We start from the raw sequence: 23,669 nt of genomic DNA on the forward strand, positions 1-23,669 counted from the left end.
GCCGCATTGTCGAGCACGATCAAATGTTGGCGTCGAGAAACTCTTTTAATTGAGTTTTAGACAGCGCACCCACTTTAGTCGCAATCACATTACCGCCCTTGAATAACAGCAGAGTAGGGATACCACGAATGCCGTATTTAGGGGGAGTTTGAGCATTCTGGTCGATATTCAGCTTGCCAATGGTCAGCTTTCCATCGTACTCATCAGCCACTTCATCCAAGATAGGGGCGATCATTTTACAAGGACCACACCACTCGGCCCAAAAATCTACCAATACCGCTTGGTCTGCAGCCAGTACGTCAGCTTCAAAGCTATCATCGCTTAGCTGAACAATCTTTTCGTTCATTTTCTTCTCCGCTTTATTAATCGACTAGCGCGAAGCGCATGTGCACTAGCGTTAGTATTTCAAATCATCTCAAGTTGTAAAGCAAGCGCAACCTGATATGCTTGGCGCCATGAGTAAAACACACCTATCAGATACGCGCTTTGACGCGTTTGATCTCCGTCCGGAGGTCCTCGCCGCCCTGCATAGCAAGGGTTTTGAATATTGTACGCCCATCCAAAAGATGAGCCTGCCAGTGGCATTAGCCGGTGGAGACGTTGCAGGGCAAGCCCAAACAGGCACAGGTAAAACCATTGCCTTTCTTGTTGCAACCGTCAACTACCTGTTAAACAACCCTGCTGCTGAAGAGCGCAAGCCACAGGATCCGCGTGCAATTATTATTGCACCGACCCGAGAATTGGCCATTCAGATCTACCATGATGCTGAAGCGCTGGCGAAAAGCTCAAACTTGCGCCTAGGTCTGGTATATGGGGGCGAGGGATACGAATCTCAACGGCAAACGCTCAATGAAGGTGTTGATATCCTTATTGGCACTTGCGGCCGCCTGATTGACTATTTCAAGCAGGGCATTTTCAGCCTCAACCATATCCAAGCCGTAGTATTGGATGAAGCTGACCGTATGTTTGACCTCGGTTTCATTAAAGATATTCGCTATCTTTTCCGCCGCATGCCTGAGCCTGATAACCGACTCAACCTTTTGTTTTCTGCCACATTATCGATGCGCGTTCGTGAGTTAGCCTACGAGCATATGAATGATCCGACTCACGTTCACGTCGAGCCGGAAAAGATGACGGCAGATCGCGTTAAAGCAGAACTGTTTTATCCCTCTAACGAGCATAAAATGCCGCTACTGCTGACCTTGATGGAAGAAGAGTGGCCGGATAAAGCAATTGTCTTTGCTAATACCAAGCACCAATCGGAAGCAGTTTGGGGCCATCTAGCCGCTGACGGCCACCGAGTTGGACTGCTCACGGGTGACGTACCTCAGCGCAAGCGCGTAAAAATTCTCGAGCAATTTACCGATGGTAGTTTAGATATTCTGGTAGCGACAGATGTTGCCGCCCGTGGTTTACATATTCCAAAAGTGACTCACGTCTTTAACTACGATCTGCCAGATGACTGTGAAGATTACGTTCACCGTATAGGCCGGACAGGCCGTGCTGGCGAAAGTGGCCACGCCATCAGTTTTGCTTGTGAACGTTACGCACTGAATCTGCCAGCAATTGAAAGCTATGTTGGTCATGACATTCCCGTCAGCCAATATGATCCTACGGCTCTGCTGGATGATCTGCCTGCGCCGATCCGTCAGCACCGCCCAAGACGCAGTGGCGGCGGACAGAACCGCTCTTCACAACGCCGCAGCGGTGGCCATCGCCGAGGCTAATGTTTGAATAGTTCGCCTAACCAGCTTTATGCCGCCATCGACCTTGGCTCCAACAGTTTTCATATGTTGGTTGTCAGGGTTGTCGCGGGTAGTGTGCAGGTACTGGCGAAGATCAAACGCAAAGTGCGGCTGGCCTCAGGGCTAGACACGCAAAACCAACTTAGCGAAGAAGCGATGATCCGCGGTTGGGATTGTTTGCGTTTGTTTGCTGAACGCCTGCAGGATATTCCCGCCAAAAATATTCGCATTGTCGGCACCGCTACCCTCAGAGTCGCCGCGAATGTCGAGCAGTTTATTGCGACGGCAGAACAGATCCTTGACCACCCAATCCAAATCATTACCGGCGAGCAAGAAGCAGAAACCATCTACCAAGGTGTCGCGCACACCTCCAGTGGCAGTGGTAATCAGTTGGTGATTGATATTGGCGGTGCCAGCACCGAGCTGATTGTTGGGCAACAGTATGAACCCCACATTCTGCATAGTTTGAATATGGGCTGTGTACTGTTCCGTGAACGTTATTTCGCCGGCGGTCAACTGCAACAAAGCAATTTTGATGCAGCCATTAGCGCGGCAGAAGCTTTGGTCGCGCCCTTGGTCGTCGATTATTGCGCCTATGGCTGGCAGCGTTGTGTTGGCGCATCCGGCACGGTACAGGCATTACAGGAAGTGTTGCTGGCGCAAGGATATGACGAGCGGATCACGCTGCCTAAGTTGCAGCAAATGATGGCGCAAGCAGTGGCTTGTGGCCAACTTCAGGCATTGAATATCGTCGGCTTATCAGAAGAACGCAAACCGGTGTTTGTCAGTGGTTTGGCGATCTTAATTGCCCTGTTTCGTAAGTTTGGCATTGAGCAGATGACCACTTCTGGCGGCGCCCTGCGAGAAGGGATCGTCTACGAGATGTTAGGCGAGCAGCGCCAAGAAAATGTCCGCCAACGCACCCTCGCCGGCCTCAAACAACAGTTTCGAATCGATCAGCCCCACGCCACTCGGGTCAGTGAACTTGCATTGGCCTTATGTCAGCAAGTAGCGGCTCCATGGCAGCTAGAAGATATCGAACTCAATGAGCTACTTGCCAGTGCGGCACAACTCAACGAAATCGGCCTGTTGATTGGCTATCAAAATGCCCAGCAACACGCCAAATATATCATCGAAAATGCCACGCTCCCCGGTTTTAGCAACAGTCAGAAATTATTGTTGGCAAGTCTGCTCGGTCAGTATCAAGGGCCTCTCGACAGTGCTTGCTATGAGCAGCTGACCGGCATTGAGCCAACAACAGCCATGCGCCTGACTCGGCTACTGCGCTTGGCCATTATATTCTGTGGCCGCCGCCAAGACAGCTCGGTACCTGAGCTGATTTTGACAGCAGAGGGCGAGACCCTGAGCTTGCAACTTTCCCAGCCATGGCTAAATAGCCACCCGCTGGTCAGCAGTGAGTTGCAGCAAGAAGCGTGCTACACATTGAAGATTGGCGGTGAATTAAAGCTCACTGCGGCGACAGGATCCTGATTGAGCACTCTTATCTCAGCTCCTTAGCCCCCTAAAACCCGCTACACTGTTTAACAAGGCCACATAACGATTTTATAGGCCTATTCGCGCTGGCGCTCTTTATAGGGTAAGCTGCGCGCCCGCCATTAGGCACTTACCCCCGTAACAAAACGAGACCTTTATATGTCATTTGCCTCACTCGGCCTCTCTGATTCCATTCTTGCAGCGATCAAAGAGCAGGGCTACGAAACCCCCTCTCCTATTCAAGCGCAGGCCATTCCTGCGGTACTCGAAGGGCGGGACGTGATGGCAGCGGCACAAACAGGTACCGGTAAAACGGCTGGCTTTACCTTACCTATCTTGGAAATATTGTCGAAAGGGCCGCAAGCACAAGCCAACCAGGTGCGCACTCTGGTGCTGACACCAACCCGCGAACTGGCGGCGCAGGTAGGTGCAAGTGTTGAAACTTACTCAAAACATCTACCCTTAAGATCTGCGGTGGTGTTTGGTGGCGTTAAGATCAATCCACAGATGATGGCACTACGACGGGGCGTGGATGTATTGGTCGCTACACCGGGTCGACTGCTTGATCTATACAATCAAAATGCGGTGCGTTTTAAGCAACTGGAAATACTGGTACTTGATGAAGCCGATCGTATGTTGGATATGGGCTTTATTCACGACATCAAGAAGATCCTCGCCCTGCTGCCTAAACAACGCCAAAACCTGATGTTTTCGGCAACCTTTTCAAACGAGATCCGGGCGCTGGCAAAAGGGATGGTTAACAACCCTGTTGAGGTCTCCGTTGCTCCCCCTAATACTACCGCCGAGCGTATCGAGCAGTTAGTTTATCCAGTGGATAAGGGGCGGAAATCCGGGCTATTGACCCGCTTAATCCAAGATAATCAGTGGCAACAGGTGTTGGTATTCAGTAAAACCAAACACGGTGCCAACCGTATCACCAAGCAACTCAACGCCAAAGAGATCAACGCCGCAGCGATCCACGGCAATAAGAGTCAGGGGGCGCGAACCAAAGCATTAGCCGATTTTAAGAGTGGTGCTATCCGCGTTCTCGTGGCCACCGATATTGCTGCCCGCGGCTTGGATATCGATCAGTTACCCCATGTGGTCAATTACGATCTGCCCCATGTGGCTGAAGATTATGTCCATCGCATCGGTCGTACCGGCCGAGCTGGTGCCAGTGGCGAAGCGGTATCACTAGTCTGTGCCGATGATTTCAAACTGCTTGCTGCTATTGAGCGACTTATTGGCGATATTATTCCGCGTAAAGAGTTATCTGGTTTTGAACCGACTCATCCGCTACCGCCTTCACGCACGCCACAAGCAAGGCGTGCTCCGCGACCTAAAAAGCCGAAGAAACCTAAAATCGAACACGCGGATGGACAACGCTCCGGCGAACTGGCAAAAGGCCATCGCCCAGCAAATAGCTAACTTTAGCTAGCAAAGTAGCAGACAATAAAAAAGCGAGCTGAGCTCGCTTTTTTATTCGCCATTTTCAGCATCCAACACAGGGGCTATTTCTCATTAAGCCACTGCGCCACTCGCTTGGCAAAATAGGTCAAAATGCCATCAGCCCCGGCACGCTTAAAAGCCAACAAGCTTTCCATTATTACCGGTTTTTCCGCTAGCCAGCCATTCTCAATCGCCGCCATATGCATCGCATACTCGCCGCTAACCTGGTAAGCATAGGTAGGCACTTTAAAGTTGTCTTTTACCCGGCGCACCACATCCAGATACGGCATACCTGGCTTCACCATCACCATATCGGCTCCCTCCTGGAGATCCAGAGCCACCTCCTGCAGCGCTTCATCACTATTGGCCGGATCCATCTGGTAACTGTACTTATTGCCGCCCTTAAGATTACCGGCTGAACCGACAGCATCACGGAACGGACCATAGTAGCTAGAAGCATATTTAGCTGAGTAGGCAAGAATGCGCGTATTAACATGACCAGCGGCTTCCAACGCGGCGCGGATAGCACCGATGCGGCCATCCATCATGTCAGACGGCGCCACCACATCAGCACCCGCATCCGCATGGGATAACGCCTGTTTCACCAATACAGCGGTAGTGACATCATTTACCACGTAACCTTGCTCATCAATAATACCGTCCTGGCCATGGGTAGTGAACGGATCCAAAGCCACATCAGTGATCACCCCCAACTCAGGAAACGCAGCTTTTACCGCACGCACTGCCCGTTGTGCCAAACCTTCAGGGTTATAGGCCTCAGCAGCATCCAAAGATTTCACCCCATCAGGCGTAACCGGAAAAAGCGCAATGGCAGGAACCCCAAGGGCAACCAACTCTTCAGCTTCCTGCAGCAACAGGTCTATAGATACCCGCTCAACACCCGGCATCGAGGTCACCGATTCCCGTTGGCCCTCACCTTCAAGCACAAACATCGGAAAGATAAGATCAGCTACGGAGAGTTGCGACTCTGCCATCAAACGGCGGGAAAAATCATCAGCACGCATACGGCGGGGGCGGCGCGCAGGAAACTGACCAAAACTGTTAATCACATCAGACATGAATAATTTTCCGTTAAGGTTGCACTGAAGGTAATAGTTGGAACGGCTGACGGCTTAACAACTCACCGTCAGCTTTGAGATAAATAAGCCACGTACCAGGTACCAGGCTATCAGCATCTTCTAGGGTGTGAATAAAGCTACCTTGGTAAGGGAACTGCTCTGGCATTACCACGACTTTCTTTTGTAACGACTTCAATCCGTTTTCACTTACCGGCGGCTTGACGGTGTACGTCAGGGTCACTGGGCGTTCGGCAGGATCAGCATGCAGCATAAAACGAAAGCCAAAACTGATTTGCGCTCCCAGCTCTAATTTACGTCGCTGCCGCAACAGTTCGGCCTCATTTGACCACTCTTCACTGACGTTGTCCGGGCGTTGATATAAGCCGTAATCGCTCACCTGCAAACGGAAATGGATGGGATCTAATTCCTGCTCTACAGCTTGATCCTGACACCCAGTTAATAGCATAAAGCAGCACAAGCCGACGGCTATCATCACCGTTAATCTTAATCCGCTTCGCTCAACGGCGATTTGCCAATAACTATTCAACCTGCTGCTCCTCAGTAATAAAAACGCATACCCGATCACGACCTTGCTGTTTGGCCTGATAGAGTGCTTTATCTGCCTGCGCGAGTAAGGTTTCAGGGGGCAGTTGGGGATCAATAAACAAACAAGCGACACCACAACTAATGGTCAAAGGTAATTCTCCCACCCCCGTCACTACACCTTGGTCACGAATAGCACTACATAACCGCTCGGCCAATTGTCTCGCCCCTTCCGGCGAGGTATTGGGTAAAATTAGCGCAAACTCTTCACCACCATAGCGAGCCACCACATCCCCTGGACGTTTAACCACTTCTGCAGCTCGCGACGCGACCTCCCGAATACAGATATCACCAACGGGGTGACCATAGGTGTCATTGATCTGCTTAAAGTGGTCAATGTCCGCCATGATCAGAGCAAGCGGTGTCTGTTCACGACGGCTACGTCGCTGCTCCGCCATATAGCGTTTATCAAAGTATTTTCGGTTGCGTACGCCAGTTAGCGCATCACGGGTATTCTGCTCTTCCAACTCTCGATTAGTATCAGCCAGTTCACGAAGTGCCACCTCCAGTTCAAAGGTGCGTTCCTGTACCTTCTGTTCAAGATCAGCATTGGCCTTCGCCTGCATCTGCATCGATTTGTCTTGTACCTGCCGCACCCGACGAGCCTGTTCCATCGCCGATTTTTCGGCCAACTGGCGGCCACGATAAGATTGCCCCACCCGCATCGCCAAGGTCAGTGTCACGACGACCACCTCGGTCACAGCCCCCAATAGAAAAGGAGTAAAATTCGACACAGGTAATTCCAGCCAACCTAGGTAGGCCAAACTGCTTATGAATGCCCCCACTAATAACGCAAACCAGCCAACAGCGTAGTACTTTGCCAACGCCACACGTTGCAAGGAAAGCCAGCAACTAATACTGAGCAGGCTAAGCACAACCACCACGACCAATCCCGCGAATACAAGCACTGCAGTACGGTAGTCAAGGACAAACACCAGTAACAAATAACTCACTGTGCCTAGTTGGATCACGCGTAGCCAGCGACTAATTACGATTCGTTTACTATCGACTTGCGTCAATTGCTGTAAGAACAAACTAGCAAATAGTAAGGTCGCCCCACCTAGAAAGGGGGTAGTTAAGTGCTGTAGCCAAGGGCTGTTTGGCCACATGTAATAGCTATTGAAGCCAATTAAACCGGCCATCAACAAGGTCGCACAGCTCACATAAGCAGCATAGGTCAAGTAACTCATAACACGGGTCGATACAGCCAATAACACGTTATATAACGCCATCAACAATAACGCGCCAAATAACAGTCCCCAACCTAAGCTACGGCGATGATCCGCGGCGATAAAGCTGTCGCGATCCCACACAGAAAAAGATAACTCTGCCGCCCCCTGGGTCTGAAAGCTTACTAGCAAAATAGACACGCCAGGATCATTAGAAATATTCAGCGGCACAAGGTATTCAGGGTGAGAAACCAAACGTCCGGTATCGCCTTCAGCGAGCGCTGCCACTTGACGCAACGGCACAGAGGGGGATTGCAGGTAGACATTAACGACATCTAACAGCGGATTATCCAACGCCAATATCCACTGTTTAGTGGTCGCGGCACGGTTGTCTACTGTCAACCGCACCCAAAACGTCTTCGCAGAGAAACCAAAATTGACTCGGGAAGTTGGCAGCGATTGCCAGGCCGCTGGCGGCAAGGTCATCACTTGGCTCGCAGACAGTGAACTATCATCTGCCACATACAGTTCACAACAGGGAACCGTCACATCTGTTTGTTGTGTATCATCGCTCAACACCCACGCGGCAGAGGCATTAACACTGAAAGTCATCAGTATTAACCATAGCCACGCTAATATGAGCCGCTCAATCCGCATTAGTAGTGAAAGCCTTCTTTTAGCTTTTAAACCGCACTTTCAAGCACGAAAAACAAATCAATTACATCAGGCCAAAAAAGCGCTGACTCGCAGCCAATGTATGCTCACTTAACTGCGCTAGCGTTTCCCCTCTTTTGGCAGCAATAGTCGCTGCAATATGGGGCAGATAACAAGGTTCATTGCGGCGGCGCTTCGGTTTGGGCTGGAGATCTCTTGGAATAAGAAACGGCGCATCAGTTTCCAACATCAAGCGCCCAGCGGGGATCAGCGGCATCATAGCTAAAAGCTCAGTACCTCGACGCTCATCGCACACCCACCCAGTCACACCGATATGCAAATCTAGCTCCAAATACTGACGCAATGCTATTTCGCTACCAGTGAAACAGTGCACCACTGCCGCTGGCAACTTATCTCGCCAAGGTTTGAGTATCGCCAATAGTGTGTCACTGGCATCGCGTTCATGGAGAAATACCGGCATATTTAGCTCAGCCGCCAACGAGAGTTGCTGTTCTAGCACCTCGCATTGCACTGGTCGCGGTGAAAAATCACGATTGAAATCCAAACCACACTCGCCGACAGCCACTACTTGCGGCTGTGTCAATAACTGTGCAAGCGCTGTCAGCTGTTCAGGCTGGAACTCTTTCGCATCGTGGGGGTGAATGCCCGCGGTACTGAAACAAGTACCAGGCCACCTCTTTGCCAGAGAGAGCGCTTGCTGGCTTTCAAGCAACGAGGTGCCCGTTAAAATCAGCTGATTAACATCGACCGATAGGGCACGCTCCACGACATCAGCAGCATCATCTTTGAACTGCTTATTGGTGAGATTGACCCCGATATCGACCCAATTCACCTTACTTCACTCGCTTCGCCCGGACCCGCTTATTACGATCAGGCTCACCGATAAAGAAGCTACCAACAGCGCCGCGCGTGATCACCACCAGGCCATCTTTATTTTTAAAGCTGAAGCGTGTGCTATCGGTCTGTTTCCAAACTTGCCCGTTCTCTAGGGTTAATACCCATTTTCCATAAGCATTTTTTTTCTTCTTACTGATCCGTAACGTTAACGCCTCAGGCGCATCTTCAGCGATTACTTGCTTATGCTCGAGACCAAATTTCTCTTCCGCGGTGGGTTCTTCTACCATCACGGGAGGGACGTCAGGTGCACCAGCTAAACCGCCCACAGCAGGAACCGCTTCAGCAGGTTTCACCGCTGGCAATGGCTGCGCATCTGGCGCTGGCGCAATGGCGGCAGGAGAGTCAGGCTGCGTGCGAGCAGCAAGTTGGTCGTAGCAGTTCAGGCGCTGGGCATCATCGCTGATCGCGGCGCATTGCTGCAATGAAGCGGGAGCAGCATGAACGCTTAAACAACTTAACGCCACAGATAAAAGGACCGTGGTTCGGATCATTATTCCTCCTCCTGCTCATCATCTTTACGCCGATACAATCGCGCAATCAACAAGCCAACTTCAAACAGAAGCAACATAGGTATAGCTAATAACGTCTGCGAAAAAATATCAGGCGGCGTCAGCAGCATTCCAAAAATAAATGCGGCCACAATGATATAGGGCCGTTTCTTACTCAGACTCTCCGGGGTCGTAATGCCAACCCAACAGAGCACAATAATCAGAATAGGCACTTCGAAAGCCAGCCCAAAAGCGAAAAACAGTTTCAGCACAAAGTCGAGGTAGCTGCCGATATCAGTGGCGATGGTCACGCCCTCTGGGGCAATCGCAGTGAGAAAGCCAAACGCCAATGGAAACACCACAAAAAAAGCAAACGCAGCACCGGCATAAAACAACAGTGAACTCATCACCACCAAAGGCAGCGCTAACTTGCGCTCATGTTTATAAAGCCCTGGCGCGATAAAAGCCCACACCTGATGCAAAATAAATGGCACTGCCAGCGCTGCGGAAAGCACAATGGTGAGCTTAATTGGTACAAAGAACGGCGAGGCCACATCAGTTGCAATCATCGAGGCCCCGTCTGGCATCTCTGCAATCAACGGTGCCGCAATAAAGTGATAGATCTCCTGGGAAAAATAAACCAGCCCGAGGAATATCACCAGCACAGAGCCTAACGCTTTCAGTAAGCGGTCTCGCAACTCATACAGATGACTTAAAAATGGCTGCTGGGTGGGGTTATTCATTGCCGTTTACTATCCGAGGGGGTGGGGAGTGGCTCCACTTCATCATCAGGACCTGGATACTCTCGGTGACCGGAATCATTGGCAGAAAGCAGATCCTCTTCAACGTCGAGTTTATTCTCAGCACTATCACCATCAACCTGAGCCTCAGGCTCTTCTGCAGCATAAGGTCGATTCACAGCATCCGCTTGCGCACGTAGCTTGTTCAACGATGCTTGCAGCTCGGGCGTTACCTTGGTGCCTAGGGCTTCTGCTTTCTTCAGGTCATTATGCAGTTGCTCGATCTCCAGCTCCTGCTCTACCTGACTACGGATCGCACTGCCATAACGCTTCACACTGCTGATGGTACGCGTAACACTGCGCACCGCACCCGGCAGTCGCTCAGGCCCAAGTACCAGCAGCCCAACCACAGCGATAATAACAAGCTCCCAAAAGCCGATATCAAACACGGCTTAGGCCTTGTCCTTATCCTTGACTACCGGCTCTTTCACATCTGCGCTGGCGTCTTGTTTGTGTTCTATAGGCTGCTTGTCGAAATCTGCATCGGCTTTTTCGCCTTTAGCATCTTCGTCACTCATCGCTTTTTTAAAGCCCTTAACCGCTGAGCCCAAATCTCCGCCTAGACTCCGGAGCTTTTTCGTACCAAACAGCAGGATGACAATAACGGCAACGATTAATAGCTGAGGCCAACTAAAACCCATTTTTACTCTCCCAAACGCCAGAAGTGGCTATGCTGCCCCATTATAGGCAGATGGTTGTTCATGAAAACCTCTAACGGCTGCTAAACCGCCAAGCCGAGATCCAGCACCCAATTACGCCACTCCACCCCAGCACCGACCAAGTCACAGATGGCCAATCAAAAAACAGCGTAATCAAGGCGATGATGGCAGAAGTACCAAGCCAAAACAGGCTACGAGAACGGCGGTCAGCTTGCTGATGGTACTGCTCAGATAGCGTTTCTAACCGAGGAAGTAGTTGCTGTGCTTGCTGCAGATTATTGAAAATCAGATCTGGCAGTTGCGGCAGCTTCTCTCCCCAGTAAGGTAAATTTTCCAATAAGTTACGCTTCAGCGCTTTCGCCCCCAATTGATCCTGCATCCAATCTTCGAGAAAAGGTTTGGCGGTTTGCCACAGATCCAGCTGCGGGTATAGCTGACGCCCCAGGCCTTCGATATAGAGCAGGGTCTTCTGCAACAGCACCAGCTGCGGCTGCACCTCCATATTGAAGCGGCGGGCAGTATTAAACAGATTGATCAGCACATGGCCAAACGAGATCTCAGATAAAGGCTTATTGAAAATAGGCTCACAGACAGTACGGATCGCCACTTCAAATTCATCGATACTGGTATCAGCAGGCACCCAACCTGAATCCACATGTAACTCAGCCACCTTGCGATAATCTCGATTAAAGAACGCTAGGAAGTTCTCCGCCAGATAGCGCTTATCTTCGCGATTCAAGGTACCAACAATGCCGCAATCAATACCTATCCACAGTGGATCTTCCGGATGCTCTTTGGCAACAAAGATATTCCCGGGATGCATATCGGCATGAAAGAAACTGTCACGAAATACCTGAGTAAAGAACACCTCGACACCCCGCTCAGCCAAGCGCTTCATGTTGGTGCCATTAGCTTCCAGCTCAGCGATATTGCCCACTGGAATGCCATAAACACGCTCCATAACCAACAGGCGAGGGCGGCAATAATCACTGTAAATACGCGGCACATAGAGGGCGTCTGAGCCTTCAAAATTGCGCCTTAGCTGGATTGCGTTGGCTGCTTCTCGCGCCATATCCAGCTCGTCCAGGATAGTTTTGCGATACTCCCGGATCACCTCCTTCGGCCGCAACCGCTTGCCATCCGGCAGCAAGCGCGCCACCAGCTCTGCCAAGCTTTCCATCCAATGCAGATCCGCTAAAATCTGTTTGTCGATCCCCGGCCGGATCACCTTCAAGACAATCTGTTGCGACTGTCCCTGCTCGTCAGCCAACAATGTGGCGGTATGCACCTGGGCAATCGACGCCGTAGCCAACGGCGTCTCATCAAAATCACTGAAGCGCTCAGTTAAGGGGTAACCAAGCGACGCCTCTATTAAAGCTAAGGCTTGCTCGCCAGGAAAAGGGGCAACCTGATCCTGCAACAATGCCAGCTCTTCGGCATAGTCATCATTCAGTAGGTCGCGACGGGTAGAAAGCATCTGCCCGAGCTTGATAAACACCGGACCAAGCGCCTCCATGGCGAGGCGTAAGCGCTTCGCTTCCGAGGCGTCGGGATGTTGATTGCGTAGCCAAAACAACCCAATACGTAAGCACTTCAGCGACAACGGCCAGCGTTGACGAGGAATGATCTGATCAACGCCGTGACGCAACAAGGTTGCGCCAATCAGATACAATCGAAACAGCTGCCTAAAGGGCTTCATGACAGAGCCGCCTGCGAACGCTCCAAACGTCTTACTCTGGCTTCGACATCATCCACATCTGCGGCAAGTAGCTGCACATCGTCGGCAAATGCAGCGAGAGCCAAGGGATGAGCGAGCAGTGCGACTTCATCAGTAATGAAACGCCCGAACTGCTGTTTTCCTTCCTGCGTTTGGTTAACGACAAACGCTTTGGCACGAGTCAGGGCTTGCGCCACCATGTGCGTGGCAGGATCACCAAGCCAGCGGGACAACGGCTCTTGCCAATCGATGTCCAACCCTTTGAGCATGGCAGCAAACTGTTGTGCCAGTTCCGCTTGCCCCTCCATCTGCAGCCGGTCTTGTTTGATCAGCTGCGCCAGCGTTTCACCATCCTGTAGTCTCGGCAGATCGCGGATAGCTAATTGCATACGGCAATCCCAATCATCCTGCTCACCGGAGAGCAGGTCTATCTGCTTGGCGCTGAAAACAAATAACAGAGGAAAAGGCAATTCCGACAGATCCATACGCAAACGCTTACCAGCCATAGGGAGCAAGCCATTCGCATAGTCAGGATCTAACTTAAGGTATTGATTGAGCACTGTTTCCAATGCGCCTACTAACAGCGGCGAGATCGGCATCACCAAAACTCCTAGAACTTATAACCCCGGTGCAAGGCAACAATGCCACCGGTCAGGTTGTAGTAACTCACCTGTTCGAAGCCTTGCTGTTCCATCATCTGTTTCAGGGTTTCCTGATCCGGATGCATACGGATCGATTCCGCCAAATACTGATAGCTAGCGCCATCTTTCAACACCGCCTCTCCCATCTTTGGTAGCAGATGGAAACTGTAGGCATCGTAGGCCTTACTTAATAACTCTATTTGCGGCTTAGAGAACTCAAGCACCAACAAGCGACCGCCAGGTTTTAGCACACGCAGCATGGAAGCGAGTGCACGCTCTTTTTCGGTAACATTGCGCAAGCCAAAAGCGATGGTAATTAAATCAAAGTGGTTATCGGGAAAGGGTAACGCCTCGGCATTTGCCTGCACATAACTGACATTGCCCAAGATCCCCATATTACGCAGTTTGTCTCGTCCGACTTTTAACATCGAACTGTTGATGTCTGCCAACACCACTTGACCGGTATCACCGACACAGCGAGAGAAGCGCGCGGTAAGATCACCCGTACCACCAGCGAGATCCAGCACCCGTTGACCACGACGGATACCACTACAATCGATAGTAAAACGCTTCCATACCCGATGGATGCCGCCAGACATCAAATCGTTCATCAAATCGTATTTGGCCGCAACAGAGTGAAACACATCGGCTACTAATGATTCCTTCTCGGCCTTGGCGACCGTTTTGAAACCAAAATGGGTGGTATCGCCCGTTGATGATCCGCTCACTGCTTTCCCCTCAATAACTTATTGCTGCCCAGTGTACTGAAAAATAGCACGACTCCCCAAACGCTAATTACATGCCAAACTACGGCAATAAGGTTTATTTGTTGAATTTGCCGACTACACTTGGTTTATAAATTAGAGAATCCTATTACGCCGATGATAAAAAAAACTTTCTTTGCTGCGCTGCTTTGGATGACAACTTTTCCCTTGTGGGCAATGGATAGCCACCCATCAAATTATTTTTCAGATCAAGCGCTAGCCAACATAGAGCAGACCTATGGTGTCGATGCGCGGGCCAACGTGCTCGCTTGGCAAACACTGATTGATGATGGTCGCCAGCTCAGCAGCGATGACGAAAAACTGCTGCTCACCAATCAGTTTCTCAACCAAATGGCTTTCATCAGTGACATGGAGCATTGGCAGCAAGAGGACTATTGGGCAACACCACTGGAATTTATCGCTACCAGCGGCGGGGATTGTGAAGACTACTCGGTGGCGAAATTGGCGACGCTAAAGATGATGGGCGTATCGCCAGAAAAGCTACGCCTGATGTATGTGAAGAATATCGCCGATAATCAGCCCCACATGGTATTAACCTACCACCCTCGCCACGGTGACATACCATTGGTTCTAGACAACCTCGACCAGGAGATCCGCCCTGCCAGTGAGCGCACCGATCTACTCCCCATCATCAGCTTCAATGATGACGGCCAATGGCTGGCACGGGTGCAAGGGCGCGGTGGAAAAGTGAAAGAGGAGGGCGGCGCATTCTGGCAGGAGTTGATGGAACGCATTGAAAAACAGATCTAGGAGGGACTCTATGACACTATCGCGGCAGTTGTTGCGAATGATCGGACTGTTATTAGGCTTAATGCTGGTCGCCTGTTGGCTAATTTACTTGCAAAACAGTCGTAGCGAGATGCAACAGCAGTTAGGCAATCACGCCCAAGACACTGCCACCGCTCTAAGTCTAACGCTTACCCCATACACCTCACCCCTGGACGTCGCCGCGATCACCGCGACAATCACTGCACTGCATGACCGGGGCTACTTTAGTCAGATAGCACTGTTTGATAACGATAATCGCCTGATCGCGGGAAAACAGACCCCACTAGAGCAACAGAACGGTGCTCCGCAGTGGTTTAAACAACTGTATCCATTACAAGCACCGACCCAAAAGATGGAGCTAAGTGACGGCTGGCGCGTCATGGGCAGAGTGGAGGTGACTGCCGATGTCACCCAAGCCTACAATCGGTTATGGCTTGCCGGTTGGCAGTTTATGATCGCCACTTTAATCATACTGCTCGTCGCCGTCATTGCAGCCAGACTGCTGGTGAAAAGAATACTCAAGCCACTGCAACAGCTACAAAAGCAAGCCGCTCAGATCAGTCAACGCAGCTTTAAACCGATGCAAGCCATGTCTGGTACGCAGGAGATTGACAGCTTGGTTGACAGTTTCAACCAGATGTCTGACGCACTCAAGGAGCTATTTTCTGGCCTAGAAGAGAAAGCTGAACACTTACAACTTCAAGCTTTTCAGGATGATGAAACAGGGCTTGGCAATCGTCGTGGATTTATCGCCGAACTACAGCACTTAACCCAAAGTGAACAAGCGTCGATCGGCTGTATCGGCCTACTCAAACTGAATATCGAAGCCTTGCATCAAAAACAGGGTTACAGTGCGGTCACCCAACTGTGGCGCGGATTAGTTCAGCGCATCGAACAAGAAAAATTAGCGGCAAACCAGTCATTTAGGTTACACGATGACGAAGTTGCCATCCTCTTTCCACAATGCGACCGGCAACGTGCCGAACGATCCATGCAAGGCCTGCTCGAATTTTTGTCAGAACAAGAGAACGAACTGGCCGATGAAGGCTTAGGCCACGCCGGGCTATGCTACTTCCGTCCTGGAGATAGCCAAGATCAGCTGTTAAGTGAATTGGATCTGGCACAACAGCAGGCGCGGCAGCAAGGCGCACATAATCTTTTCTTCAATCAAGGTAACCGAGAGCTACCTACCATTTTGCTCAATACCCAGCGCCGACAGCAGCTGATCGACGCCATCATTAAGGAACAACGCTTTGAGTTTCGCTGGCAGGGGGTGAAGCAGCTGATCCGCGACAATCACCTGTACAAAGAGTGGCTACCAACTTTTGCAGATCTTAAAGGACAAGCACTACCGACAGCGACAATCCTGGCATTAGCCCGGCAAACGGATCAGCTACCGGCATTAGAGCGAGGCATAGTCACAGAAGCGTTAGCCTTCGCAAAACAGCAGCCCGGTGGTGATTTTTCCGTCAATTTGGATCCGTTGACGCTGCAGGATCGGGATTTTTCCCTCTGGTTAATTGATCGCTGCCGCAAAGATCCCACTTTAGCCAAGCGGTTAATCTTGGAGCTCGATGAAAGGCGGCTAACGCCGAGCTATAACAGTATCAGCAACATCATTTCACAGTTGGCATTACTGGGCGTCCGCTTCGCCATCGACCATTTTGGCGCTGCGACAGCCAGTTTCGCCCTGTTAACATCAATGAAGCCCAACTATCTGAAACTTGATGGCCGCTATAGCCACCAACTGGCGCTACATATAGACAATCAATTTTTTATTCAGACACTGTTACAGCTATGCCGCGGTTTGCAATGCACCTTGGTCGCATTAGAGATTGAAGAAAAAGAAGATCTGGCACTGCTGCGGCAGTTGGGTGTTGAGCATGGGCAGGGTTACTTGTTGGGTAAACCTGCCCCACTCGCGTCGGCAACGATGCTCTCTTAATAAAGCAGGCTATAGAACTGGCGGCGGTAGATACCAGCCAGGGGGTCGCCTTGGGGCAGGGTAGCCAAAATATCCAACAGCGCCGCTTTCGCATCACCATCAGCGGCGTTTAGATCTTTCTTCAGCAGAGACAACAGCAGTGCCAGTGCCTCTTCACTTCGATTTGCCGCTTGATACTGCACAGCTAACCGAAAACTGACTTGCGAGTCGTCAGGGGAGGCAGCATGCTGCTCCTCAAGCTGTTTTAATTCGGGCGATTGCGCCGCCTGCTGCTTCAGCTCCAATTGCGCCATCAACGACTGATAGTAGCCATCCTGATCAGCCATCCCGATACTGCGCAATAAGCTCTCTGCATCAGCGAGTTTGCCTAACGCCAACAGTGCATCCGATAGCGCCAGTTTAATATCGACCCGAGAGCTATCCAGCTCGATGGCACGCTTTAACAGCGGATATGCGTCGCCAGCTTGCTGCTGTTGCAGGTGCTCTCGCGCTTGAGCTAACAGTTGGTCCTGCTCTTTGGGTAAATGCTTATCCAGCAAAGCACGGATCTGCATCTCATCCGCACCACCATCAAAGCCATCAAGCATTTTGCCCTCTTTAATCAGCATCACCGTGGGTAAGCTTCTCACTCCGCACTGCATGGCCAACTGTTGGTCTGCTGCGCAATTTACCCGCCCTAAAACCAACGCATGGCTATGCTCTGCCGCCACCTTCGCAAGTATCGGGCTCATCGCTTGGCAAGCTTCCATCTCCGGCGCCCAGAACTCCACAAGCAATAGCTGATCAGGCGTCAACTGCTGAATAGTTTGTTGAAAATTAGCCACTGAGATCTCAATGGTATTTGGGGCAGACATCACTTGTTCCACAGGCCTCTCCATACATTTATAACCAACCAAAGCGTGATATTGGTTTAACCCCGACACCATAGCACAGTCAATATGCAGACAAAGTTAACCAGACAGCTAAATATCTTTCAGACCCTAAACTGCCACCTCATAACCGCAGCGTCTAAAAGCAGATGGCCTGGGAGTAGGTCAACTATCAGGAAGACACTACGCGAGCTGGCATAACCCAATGAACACTGGCACGGCTCGCCCGGAGGATACAGAGATGAAAAACCTAATAATGTTTCTCGGCGCCACCTTGCTAGCCACATCCGCCTATGCCAACAACGGTTACCAAGAGCCTATCTATTTGAATTATGGTGTTAAGATCAGTCACGAGGGGACAGCGCTGCCGATGGGAAAAACCTCAGAAAATGGGGTATTTACGCCCGGCTACCTTAACTACCAATTTGATCCAACAGTAACAGATCTAGACACACTTCTCAGAACAGCTCCGCCAGCGGCAGGGACAGTGAAAAAAGCCCAAAGCGTGGCTGGCTATGTCGAGCCTATCTATCTGAATTACAGTAATTAAACTAGCTTAAAAACAAAACAATAAGCCACCGCAGTCGGGTGGCTTATTAGCTTGGTACGCAACACTGTCATTAACGTTGTGGCCAAGGGAGCAACCAAGGGCAAGACAGCTCTTTTGCCATAAGCAGCGACTCAACGAGGGAGAACTCAACGCCGTCAGTGGGTAAACAGTGGTAGCGCAAACACTCTCCTAACCAATTAAACTCTACCGCATAAGCATGCAGATAGGTTCTGTCTGCGGGCGTCCCAGCATACAAATGATCGCCAACAATAGGTGCACTAAGGCTTTTCAATGCCACACGGATCTGATGGGTCTTACCCGATAAAGGTTTAACAACAAAGAGCCTCAATCCCGGTCTCATCGAATAGCTGAAAAACTGACTGACAGCCGGGTCACTTTTGCCACTCGTTAAACGCCAACTACTCCGACGTGAGCGCTGCATATCACCGATCACCCAGCCCTGCTTCTTTTTCGGCTTGCGATCACTGATCGCAAGATAAAATTTCTGCATCTCTCGATTGGCGAACAGCGAGCCAAATTGGGCGGCGGCCTCGCTACTGCGAGCCACAATCAGCAGCCCGGAGGTGACTTTATCTAAGCGGTGAACAGGATAAACATCTTCCAATAGAGCCTGCCGCAGCAGGCGAAAATAGCCATGCTCACCGGTGGTAGGCTCATCATGACAGCTGATCCCCGCCGGCTTATTAAAGATCCAGAAGTCGTCATGAACAAAAATCGGCGAAACGGCATTGGCAGCTAGCGCCTTATTCATCGTTGGCGCTCCGCTCTGAGGCTACTGGTGAGGTCATTTCACCATTGGCAGCGCCGTTGTCGCTGCTTTTCTCAACGACAACACCTTTTTGCTGGAGCCACTCAGGATCAATCGCTTTCTTCGCTGTCACTCCAAGGTCACGCAACCCCTCCGCTTGCGACAGCAAGTTCCCCCGGCCACTGGCCAGACGTTTCAAGCTCGTTTCATAACTTAGCTGTGCTTGCTCAAGCCCTTTACCCAGCTTTTGCAGCTCATCAACAAACAAGCGCAGCTTGTCATACATCGCCGCGGCTTTGTCAGCGATCAGCTTGGCGTTCTGGTTCTGATACTCATAGCGCCAGATATTATTCACCGTACGCAGGGCCACTAACAAATTGGTTGGGCTAACCAACATAATGTTGTTATCTAAAGCCAACTTCACTAGGTCCGGCTGCTGATCCAGCGCAGTTAAAAAAGCAGCTTCGATGGGAATAAACATCAATACGTAATCTAGGCTGTGGATCCCTGGTAATGCTTGGTAATCTTTTGCTCCTAACCCTTTAATATGATTACGTAGCGACTGCACATGGGCTGTTAACGCCGCCTGACGCTCGACGTCATCATCACTATTAAAATACTGCTCGTAAGCGGTTAACGAAACTTTCGAATCAATGATGATCTGCTTGCCTTCCGGCAGATGCACAATCACATCGGGGCGATAACGCTTGCCGTCATCGGTGGATTGACTGACCTCAGTGCTGTATTCATGGCCTTGACGCAGCCCAGATTGTTCCAATACCCGCGCCAATACCACTTCGCCCCAGTTTCCTTGCTGCTTACTGTCGCCTTTTAGTGCCTTGGTGAGATTCAATGCATCTTCACTCATCCGCTCATTGAGTTGTTTGAGAGACAAAATTTCGGCTTTTAGGGTATGACGCTCTTTCGCTTCAGTTTCATAAACTGACTGCACCTGCTGACGAAATGCACCTAACTGATCTTTCAAAGGAGCAAACGTGGCTGCCAGACGCTGCTGGCTTTGCTGATCAAATTGCTGTGCTTTGCTATCAAAGATACGGTTAGCCAGATTCTCAAACTGCTCTTTCAGGCGTGTTTCTGACTGCGCCAGCAACGCTATTTTTTCCTGATTGGCACTCTGCTCAACCGCCAACTGGGTTCGGAGTGCGGTCGCACTGAGGGATTGCTCCCGCTCTTTTTCTGTTAGCTGCTGAACATCGACCTGTAGCGCTTCAAGCGCTGCCGACTTAAACGCCAACTCACTCTGCAGAAGTTGTTCTGAGCTTTGATAATGCTGCGCTAAACGCGACGCCCGCTGGCGGTATATCAGGGTAGTGATGAGAAAAAGCAGGCTTAGGCTACCAGCAGCGATAGCGGCTAACTGAAGATCCAAAGGGGTCGCTCCAGACAAACAAGAATAGGGCAGGATAACTCTGCCGTGCGCGTTGCTGCAACAAACAAGGGAACTATAGAGAGAATAGGGGGTTAGAACGACAAAGCCCCCGGCATAATTGCCGAGGGCTCTGAAGAAATGGTCGGCGATGCAGGATTTGAACCTGCGACCCCTTGGACCCAAACCAAGTGCGCTACCAAGCTGCGCTAATCGCCGACACTAAAACTGGGGTGGCTGATGGGGCTCGAACCCACGACCACCGGAATCACAATCCAGGGCTCTACCAACTGAGCTACAGCCACCAGTGTCTTACTTTGCTGAAGATGAAGTACGTTGTAGCTCTGGCGCGCCCGACAGGATTCGAACCTGTGACCTTTGGCTCCGGAGGCCAACGCTCTATCCAGCTGAGCTACGGGCGCTCACCTGCCTTCAGCGGATGCGCATATTACAAAAGCACTAATCGCTTGTCTACGATTATTTTAAATAATCTGAAAAACTCTTGCGATCCGAATCATTATTGACTGAAAAATCAGCGCAGTTAGCATTTTAGCTACCGGGTTTTAACGTTATAATCGAAAAATCAGGATGCAGCCGATATAGATCATGATTGATCTGCATAACAACAAATAGAGAGAGAAGATCCCAATGGCAACTCGTCTTCAACAATTCCTCGTCGCAGGAATCACCAGCTTGGTTATGGCCTCCACTGCTTTTGCAGCAGAAGTAGACCCTGTTGAATCACGCATTAAACCTGTCGGTGACCATTATATTGAAGGCGATGCTCCTGCTGGCGAAGCTCTGGCAGCCGAACCGGCAGGCCCTCGCTCTGGCGGCGATGTCTACCAAGCATCTTGTTTTGCTTGTCACGGCACTGGCGCAATGAACGCGCCGAAGAAAGACGATGCCGCAGCTTGGTCGCCGCGCTTGGCAAAAGGCATGGATAAACTGATGGACCACGCAATCAACGGCTTCAACGCCATGCCACCGCGTGGCACCTGTGGTAACTGTTCTGACGAAGAGATCCAGGCAGCTATCGATTTTATGATTGAAGGGATCTAATCGCCCGTCGAGTAAAACAAAAAAGCCGCTTTCGCGGCTTTTTTGTTTTTAGTCCACCACTACTTATCTTTATTCAACATCGCCTTCATCGCGGCTAAATGCGCCATGCCGGTTTTTTTCTTTTCCTCTTTCGATTTCTGAGTTTTACCTTCCCAGATAAGATCATCCTGCGGTAACTCGTAGAGAAAACGGCTGGGCTCTGGACGAAAACTTTCGCCAAATTGACGTCGTTCACGACAGACGATAAAGCTCAGCTCTTTTTGTGCCCGGGTGATCCCGACATAGGCCAAACGCCGCTCTTCATCTACATTCTCTTCATCAATGCTGCTTTGGTGCGGTAACAACCCCTCTTCCATGCCGATCATAAAGACGTACGGAAACTCCAAACCTTTCGATGAGTGCAATGTCATCAACTGCACCTGATCACTCTCATCATCCCCTTCATTTCGTTCCATCATGTCGCGCAGGGTCAAACGGGTCACGACCTCTGGCAAAGTCATCGCTTCATCGAGATCGTCCCCCTCCAACATGCCGGTGATCCAACGATACAGCTCGGAGACATTTTTCATCCGCATCTCTGCGGCTTTCGGGCTAGGGGAGCTGTCGTAAAGATACTCTTCGTAATTGATATCCCGTACCAACTGGCGCACCGCCTCAATTGTTTCACCTTTCTCGGCAAAATCAGCGAGTTCCACCATCCAACGGGTAAAGCGCTGCAGCGAAGCCAAACCGCGTCCGGTCAGGTGCTGCTCTAGCCCCAGCTCAAAACTGGCAGCAAATAAACTAATGCCACGCATGTTGGCATAATTACCTAGCTTCTCTAATGTTGCCGGGCCGATCTCCCGCTTTGGCACATTGACGATACGCAGAAACGCATTGTCATCATCATGATTCACCAACAGACGCAAATAACTCATCATGTCTTTGATCTCGGCGCGGGAGAAAAAGCTGGTACCACCGGAGATCTTGTATGGAATACGGTTGGTCATCAGCGATTTTTCAATCAGTCGTGACTGATGATTGCCGCGATAGAGAATGGCGTAATCTTTATAGCTGGTGCGTTTCATAAACTTATGGCTCAGCAGCTCTGCCACCGTGCGCTCAGCTTCATGCTCCTCATCCTTGGCATAAAGCACCCGCAAACGCTCACCGTAGCCCAACTCGCTGAACAGGCGTTTATCGAAAATATGGTCATTGTTGGCGATCAAGATATTAGCCGCGTTCAAGATGCAGCCCGTGGAGCGATAGTTCTGCTCCAACTTAACCACCTCTAATGACGGAAAATCTTGTTGCAGCAAGGCCAGGTTTTTCGGCTGCGCGCCGCGCCATGAGTAGATTGACTGATCATCATCACCCACCACGGTAAAGCGCGCACGCTCACCCACAAGTAGCTTCACCAGCTCATATTGGCTGGTATTGGTATCTTGATACTCATCCACCAGCAGATAGCGAATACGATCACGCCAACGCTGGCGCACCTGTTCATTTTGCTTCAATAGCAGCGTTGGCAGCAGGATAAGATCATCGAAGTCGAGAGCATTGTATGCCGTCAGGTGGCGCTGGTAGCGCTCATACAACATAGCAAGGATCTGTTCACCACCACTTTCAGCCATCTTAATGGCCTGTGGCGGTAAGATCAGGTCGTTCTTCCAGCGGGAGATCTGATTCAACAACAAGTTAATCTGATCTTTATCGCCGTCGTACTCTTTCTCGGTTAGCTCGCTAATGAGCGCACGACTGTCCTGATCATCAAACAGAGTAAAACCGGCTTTCATCCCCAAGGTAGTCACTTCACGCTTGAGAATAGTTAGCCCTAAGGTATGAAAGGTGGAAACAATCAAGCCCCGAGCCTCTTTGCGGCCTAAGGTCTGTCCCACGCGCTCCTTCATCTCCCGCGCCGCCTTATTAGTAAAGGTCACCGCCGCGATATGCCGAGCTTGATAGCCACATTGACGCACCAGATGAGCAATCTTCAAAGTGATCACTCGCGTCTTACCGGAACCGGCTCCAGCAAGCACCAGACAAGGTCCAGAGATATGTTTGACGGCGTTAGCTTGCCCAGGGTTTAACTTCATTCTGACTCACAGACTAAACTTGAGGTGGCGATTTTACTGCAAG

23 protein-coding genes and 3 tRNA genes are annotated in these 23,669 nt (G+C 50.7%); 7 read left to right on the forward strand and 19 right to left on the reverse strand.

The genetic code is table 11. The annotated features are described in order from the left end of the window. Positions 1 to 19: 19 nt before the first annotated feature. Positions 20 to 346, reverse strand: coding sequence for a thioredoxin TrxA (gene trxA / locus EXY25_RS16945; protein ID WP_114339351.1), 327 nt, complete (start codon positions 344 to 346; stop codon positions 20 to 22). Positions 347 to 455: 109 nt separating this feature from the next. Between trxA and rhlB the strand changes: the two genes are divergently transcribed. The 3 genes from rhlB (at position 456) to EXY25_RS16960 (ending at position 4,667) form a co-directional block, all read left to right on the forward strand. Then, positions 456 to 1,727, forward strand: coding sequence for an ATP-dependent RNA helicase RhlB (rhlB, locus tag EXY25_RS16950; RefSeq protein WP_114339400.1), 1,272 nt, complete (start codon positions 456 to 458; stop codon positions 1,725 to 1,727). A gap of 3 nt (positions 1,728 to 1,730) precedes the next feature. Next, positions 1,731 to 3,236 carry a guanosine-5'-triphosphate,3'-diphosphate diphosphatase gene (gene gppA / locus EXY25_RS16955; protein ID WP_130567792.1) on the forward strand — a complete coding sequence of 502 codons (1,506 nt, stop codon included), beginning with the start codon at positions 1,731 to 1,733 and terminating at the stop codon, positions 3,234 to 3,236. Positions 3,237 to 3,398: 162 nt separating this feature from the next. Then, positions 3,399 to 4,667: a DEAD/DEAH box helicase gene (locus tag EXY25_RS16960; protein WP_130567793.1), complete on the forward strand. Its 1,269-nt coding sequence runs from the start codon at positions 3,399 to 3,401 to the stop codon at positions 4,665 to 4,667. A gap of 83 nt (positions 4,668 to 4,750) precedes the next feature. Here the strand turns inward: EXY25_RS16960 and hemB are convergent, their stop codons facing one another. The 11 genes from hemB to ubiE form a co-directional block, all read right to left on the reverse strand. Further along, positions 4,751 to 5,767: a porphobilinogen synthase gene (hemB, locus tag EXY25_RS16965; RefSeq protein ID WP_130567794.1), complete on the reverse strand. Its 1,017-nt coding sequence runs from the start codon at positions 5,765 to 5,767 to the stop codon at positions 4,751 to 4,753. A gap of 13 nt (positions 5,768 to 5,780) precedes the next feature. Beyond that, complete coding sequence (locus tag EXY25_RS16970; RefSeq protein WP_130567795.1) at positions 5,781 to 6,314, reverse strand: DUF3859 domain-containing protein; 534 nt, start codon at positions 6,312 to 6,314, stop codon at positions 5,781 to 5,783. Continuing rightward, a complete protein-coding gene (locus EXY25_RS16975) occupies positions 6,307 to 8,151 on the reverse strand; it encodes a sensor domain-containing diguanylate cyclase (protein ID WP_165419401.1) in 1,845 nt (614 codons plus the stop codon). Before EXY25_RS16975 ends, EXY25_RS16970 begins: the two co-directional genes overlap by 8 nt. Positions 8,152 to 8,257: 106 nt before the next feature. After that, on the reverse strand, positions 8,258 to 9,046 hold the full coding sequence (locus EXY25_RS16980) for a TatD family hydrolase (RefSeq protein ID WP_130567797.1): 789 nt from the start codon (positions 9,044 to 9,046) through the stop codon (positions 8,258 to 8,260). Position 9,047: 1 nt separating this feature from the next. Further along, positions 9,048 to 9,602, reverse strand: a complete 555-nt coding sequence (locus EXY25_RS16985) for a hypothetical protein (protein WP_130567798.1) — start codon at positions 9,600 to 9,602, stop codon at positions 9,048 to 9,050. Next, positions 9,602 to 10,342: a twin-arginine translocase subunit TatC gene (gene tatC / locus EXY25_RS16990; RefSeq protein WP_130567799.1), complete on the reverse strand. Its 741-nt coding sequence runs from the start codon at positions 10,340 to 10,342 to the stop codon at positions 9,602 to 9,604. The genes EXY25_RS16985 and tatC overlap by 1 nt, the downstream gene beginning before the upstream one ends. After that, positions 10,339 to 10,788, reverse strand: coding sequence for a Sec-independent protein translocase protein TatB (tatB, locus tag EXY25_RS16995; RefSeq protein ID WP_114339342.1), 450 nt, complete (start codon positions 10,786 to 10,788; stop codon positions 10,339 to 10,341). The genes tatC and tatB overlap by 4 nt, the downstream gene beginning before the upstream one ends. Before the next feature lie 3 nt (positions 10,789 to 10,791). Beyond that, the gene (tatA, locus tag EXY25_RS17000) at positions 10,792 to 11,040 is read right to left on the reverse strand and encodes a twin-arginine translocase TatA/TatE family subunit (protein WP_114339341.1); all 249 of its coding nucleotides are present in this window, start codon (positions 11,038 to 11,040) and stop codon (positions 10,792 to 10,794) included. Between the two features lie 70 nt (positions 11,041 to 11,110). Next, on the reverse strand, positions 11,111 to 12,757 hold the full coding sequence (gene ubiB, locus EXY25_RS17005) for a ubiquinone biosynthesis regulatory protein kinase UbiB (RefSeq protein WP_130567800.1): 1,647 nt from the start codon (positions 12,755 to 12,757) through the stop codon (positions 11,111 to 11,113). Further along, complete coding sequence (locus EXY25_RS17010; protein ID WP_130567801.1) at positions 12,754 to 13,374, reverse strand: ubiquinone biosynthesis accessory factor UbiJ; 621 nt, start codon at positions 13,372 to 13,374, stop codon at positions 12,754 to 12,756. The genes ubiB and EXY25_RS17010 overlap by 4 nt, the downstream gene beginning before the upstream one ends. A gap of 11 nt (positions 13,375 to 13,385) precedes the next feature. Next, the gene (ubiE, locus tag EXY25_RS17015; RefSeq protein WP_114339338.1) at positions 13,386 to 14,144 is read right to left on the reverse strand and encodes a bifunctional demethylmenaquinone methyltransferase/2-methoxy-6-polyprenyl-1,4-benzoquinol methylase UbiE; all 759 of its coding nucleotides are present in this window, start codon (positions 14,142 to 14,144) and stop codon (positions 13,386 to 13,388) included. 153 nt (positions 14,145 to 14,297) lie between these two features. Here ubiE and EXY25_RS17020 point away from each other — a divergent pair, with 153 nt between their 5' ends. Together EXY25_RS17020 and EXY25_RS17025 are read left to right on the forward strand one after the other, a co-directional pair. Further along, positions 14,298 to 14,951, forward strand: a complete 654-nt coding sequence (locus EXY25_RS17020) for a transglutaminase-like cysteine peptidase (RefSeq protein WP_130567802.1) — start codon at positions 14,298 to 14,300, stop codon at positions 14,949 to 14,951. A gap of 10 nt (positions 14,952 to 14,961) precedes the next feature. Further along, the gene (locus EXY25_RS17025; RefSeq protein ID WP_130567803.1) at positions 14,962 to 16,914 is read left to right on the forward strand and encodes a bifunctional diguanylate cyclase/phosphodiesterase; all 1,953 of its coding nucleotides are present in this window, start codon (positions 14,962 to 14,964) and stop codon (positions 16,912 to 16,914) included. Here the strand turns inward: EXY25_RS17025 and EXY25_RS17030 are convergent. Then, the gene (locus tag EXY25_RS17030) at positions 16,911 to 17,780 is read right to left on the reverse strand and encodes a tetratricopeptide repeat protein (RefSeq protein WP_165419402.1); all 870 of its coding nucleotides are present in this window, start codon (positions 17,778 to 17,780) and stop codon (positions 16,911 to 16,913) included. The genes EXY25_RS17025 and EXY25_RS17030 overlap by 4 nt on opposite strands. A 244-nt stretch (positions 17,781 to 18,024) precedes the next feature. On the opposite strand from EXY25_RS17030, the gene EXY25_RS17035 reads away from it, so the two are divergent. Further along, positions 18,025 to 18,333 carry a hypothetical protein gene (locus EXY25_RS17035; protein ID WP_130567805.1) on the forward strand — a complete coding sequence of 103 codons (309 nt, stop codon included), beginning with the start codon at positions 18,025 to 18,027 and terminating at the stop codon, positions 18,331 to 18,333. Between the two features lie 70 nt (positions 18,334 to 18,403). On the opposite strand, the gene EXY25_RS17040 is transcribed toward EXY25_RS17035, so the two are convergent. The 5 genes from EXY25_RS17040 to EXY25_RS17060 form a co-directional block, all read right to left on the reverse strand. Continuing rightward, positions 18,404 to 19,105, reverse strand: coding sequence for a TIGR01621 family pseudouridine synthase (locus EXY25_RS17040; protein WP_130567806.1), 702 nt, complete (start codon positions 19,103 to 19,105; stop codon positions 18,404 to 18,406). Further along, the gene (rmuC, locus tag EXY25_RS17045; protein WP_165419403.1) at positions 19,098 to 20,492 is read right to left on the reverse strand and encodes a DNA recombination protein RmuC; all 1,395 of its coding nucleotides are present in this window, start codon (positions 20,490 to 20,492) and stop codon (positions 19,098 to 19,100) included. The genes EXY25_RS17040 and rmuC overlap by 8 nt, the downstream gene beginning before the upstream one ends. A gap of 139 nt (positions 20,493 to 20,631) precedes the next feature. After that, positions 20,632 to 20,708 (reverse strand) — tRNA-Pro (locus EXY25_RS17050). Positions 20,709 to 20,718: 10 nt separating this feature from the next. Next, positions 20,719 to 20,794 (reverse strand) — tRNA-His (locus EXY25_RS17055). Positions 20,795 to 20,834: 40 nt separating this feature from the next. Further along, a tRNA-Arg gene (locus tag EXY25_RS17060) sits at positions 20,835 to 20,911 on the reverse strand. A gap of 226 nt (positions 20,912 to 21,137) precedes the next feature. Here EXY25_RS17060 and EXY25_RS17065 point away from each other — a divergent pair. Further along, complete coding sequence (locus tag EXY25_RS17065; protein ID WP_114339331.1) at positions 21,138 to 21,551, forward strand: c-type cytochrome; 414 nt, start codon at positions 21,138 to 21,140, stop codon at positions 21,549 to 21,551. Positions 21,552 to 21,610: 59 nt separating this feature from the next. On the opposite strand, the gene rep is transcribed toward EXY25_RS17065, so the two are convergent. Continuing rightward, positions 21,611 to 23,626 (reverse strand): DNA helicase Rep, encoded by a 2,016-nt coding sequence (gene rep / locus EXY25_RS17070; protein WP_130567807.1) that lies wholly within the window; start codon positions 23,624 to 23,626, stop codon positions 21,611 to 21,613. Between the last annotated feature and the right edge of the window lie 43 nt (positions 23,627 to 23,669).

Origin of the sequence: Corallincola spongiicola, from assembly GCF_004284785.1 — a bacterium.
In the GTDB taxonomy this organism is placed as follows: Bacteria; Pseudomonadota; Gammaproteobacteria; order Enterobacterales; family Neiellaceae; genus Corallincola; species Corallincola holothuriorum.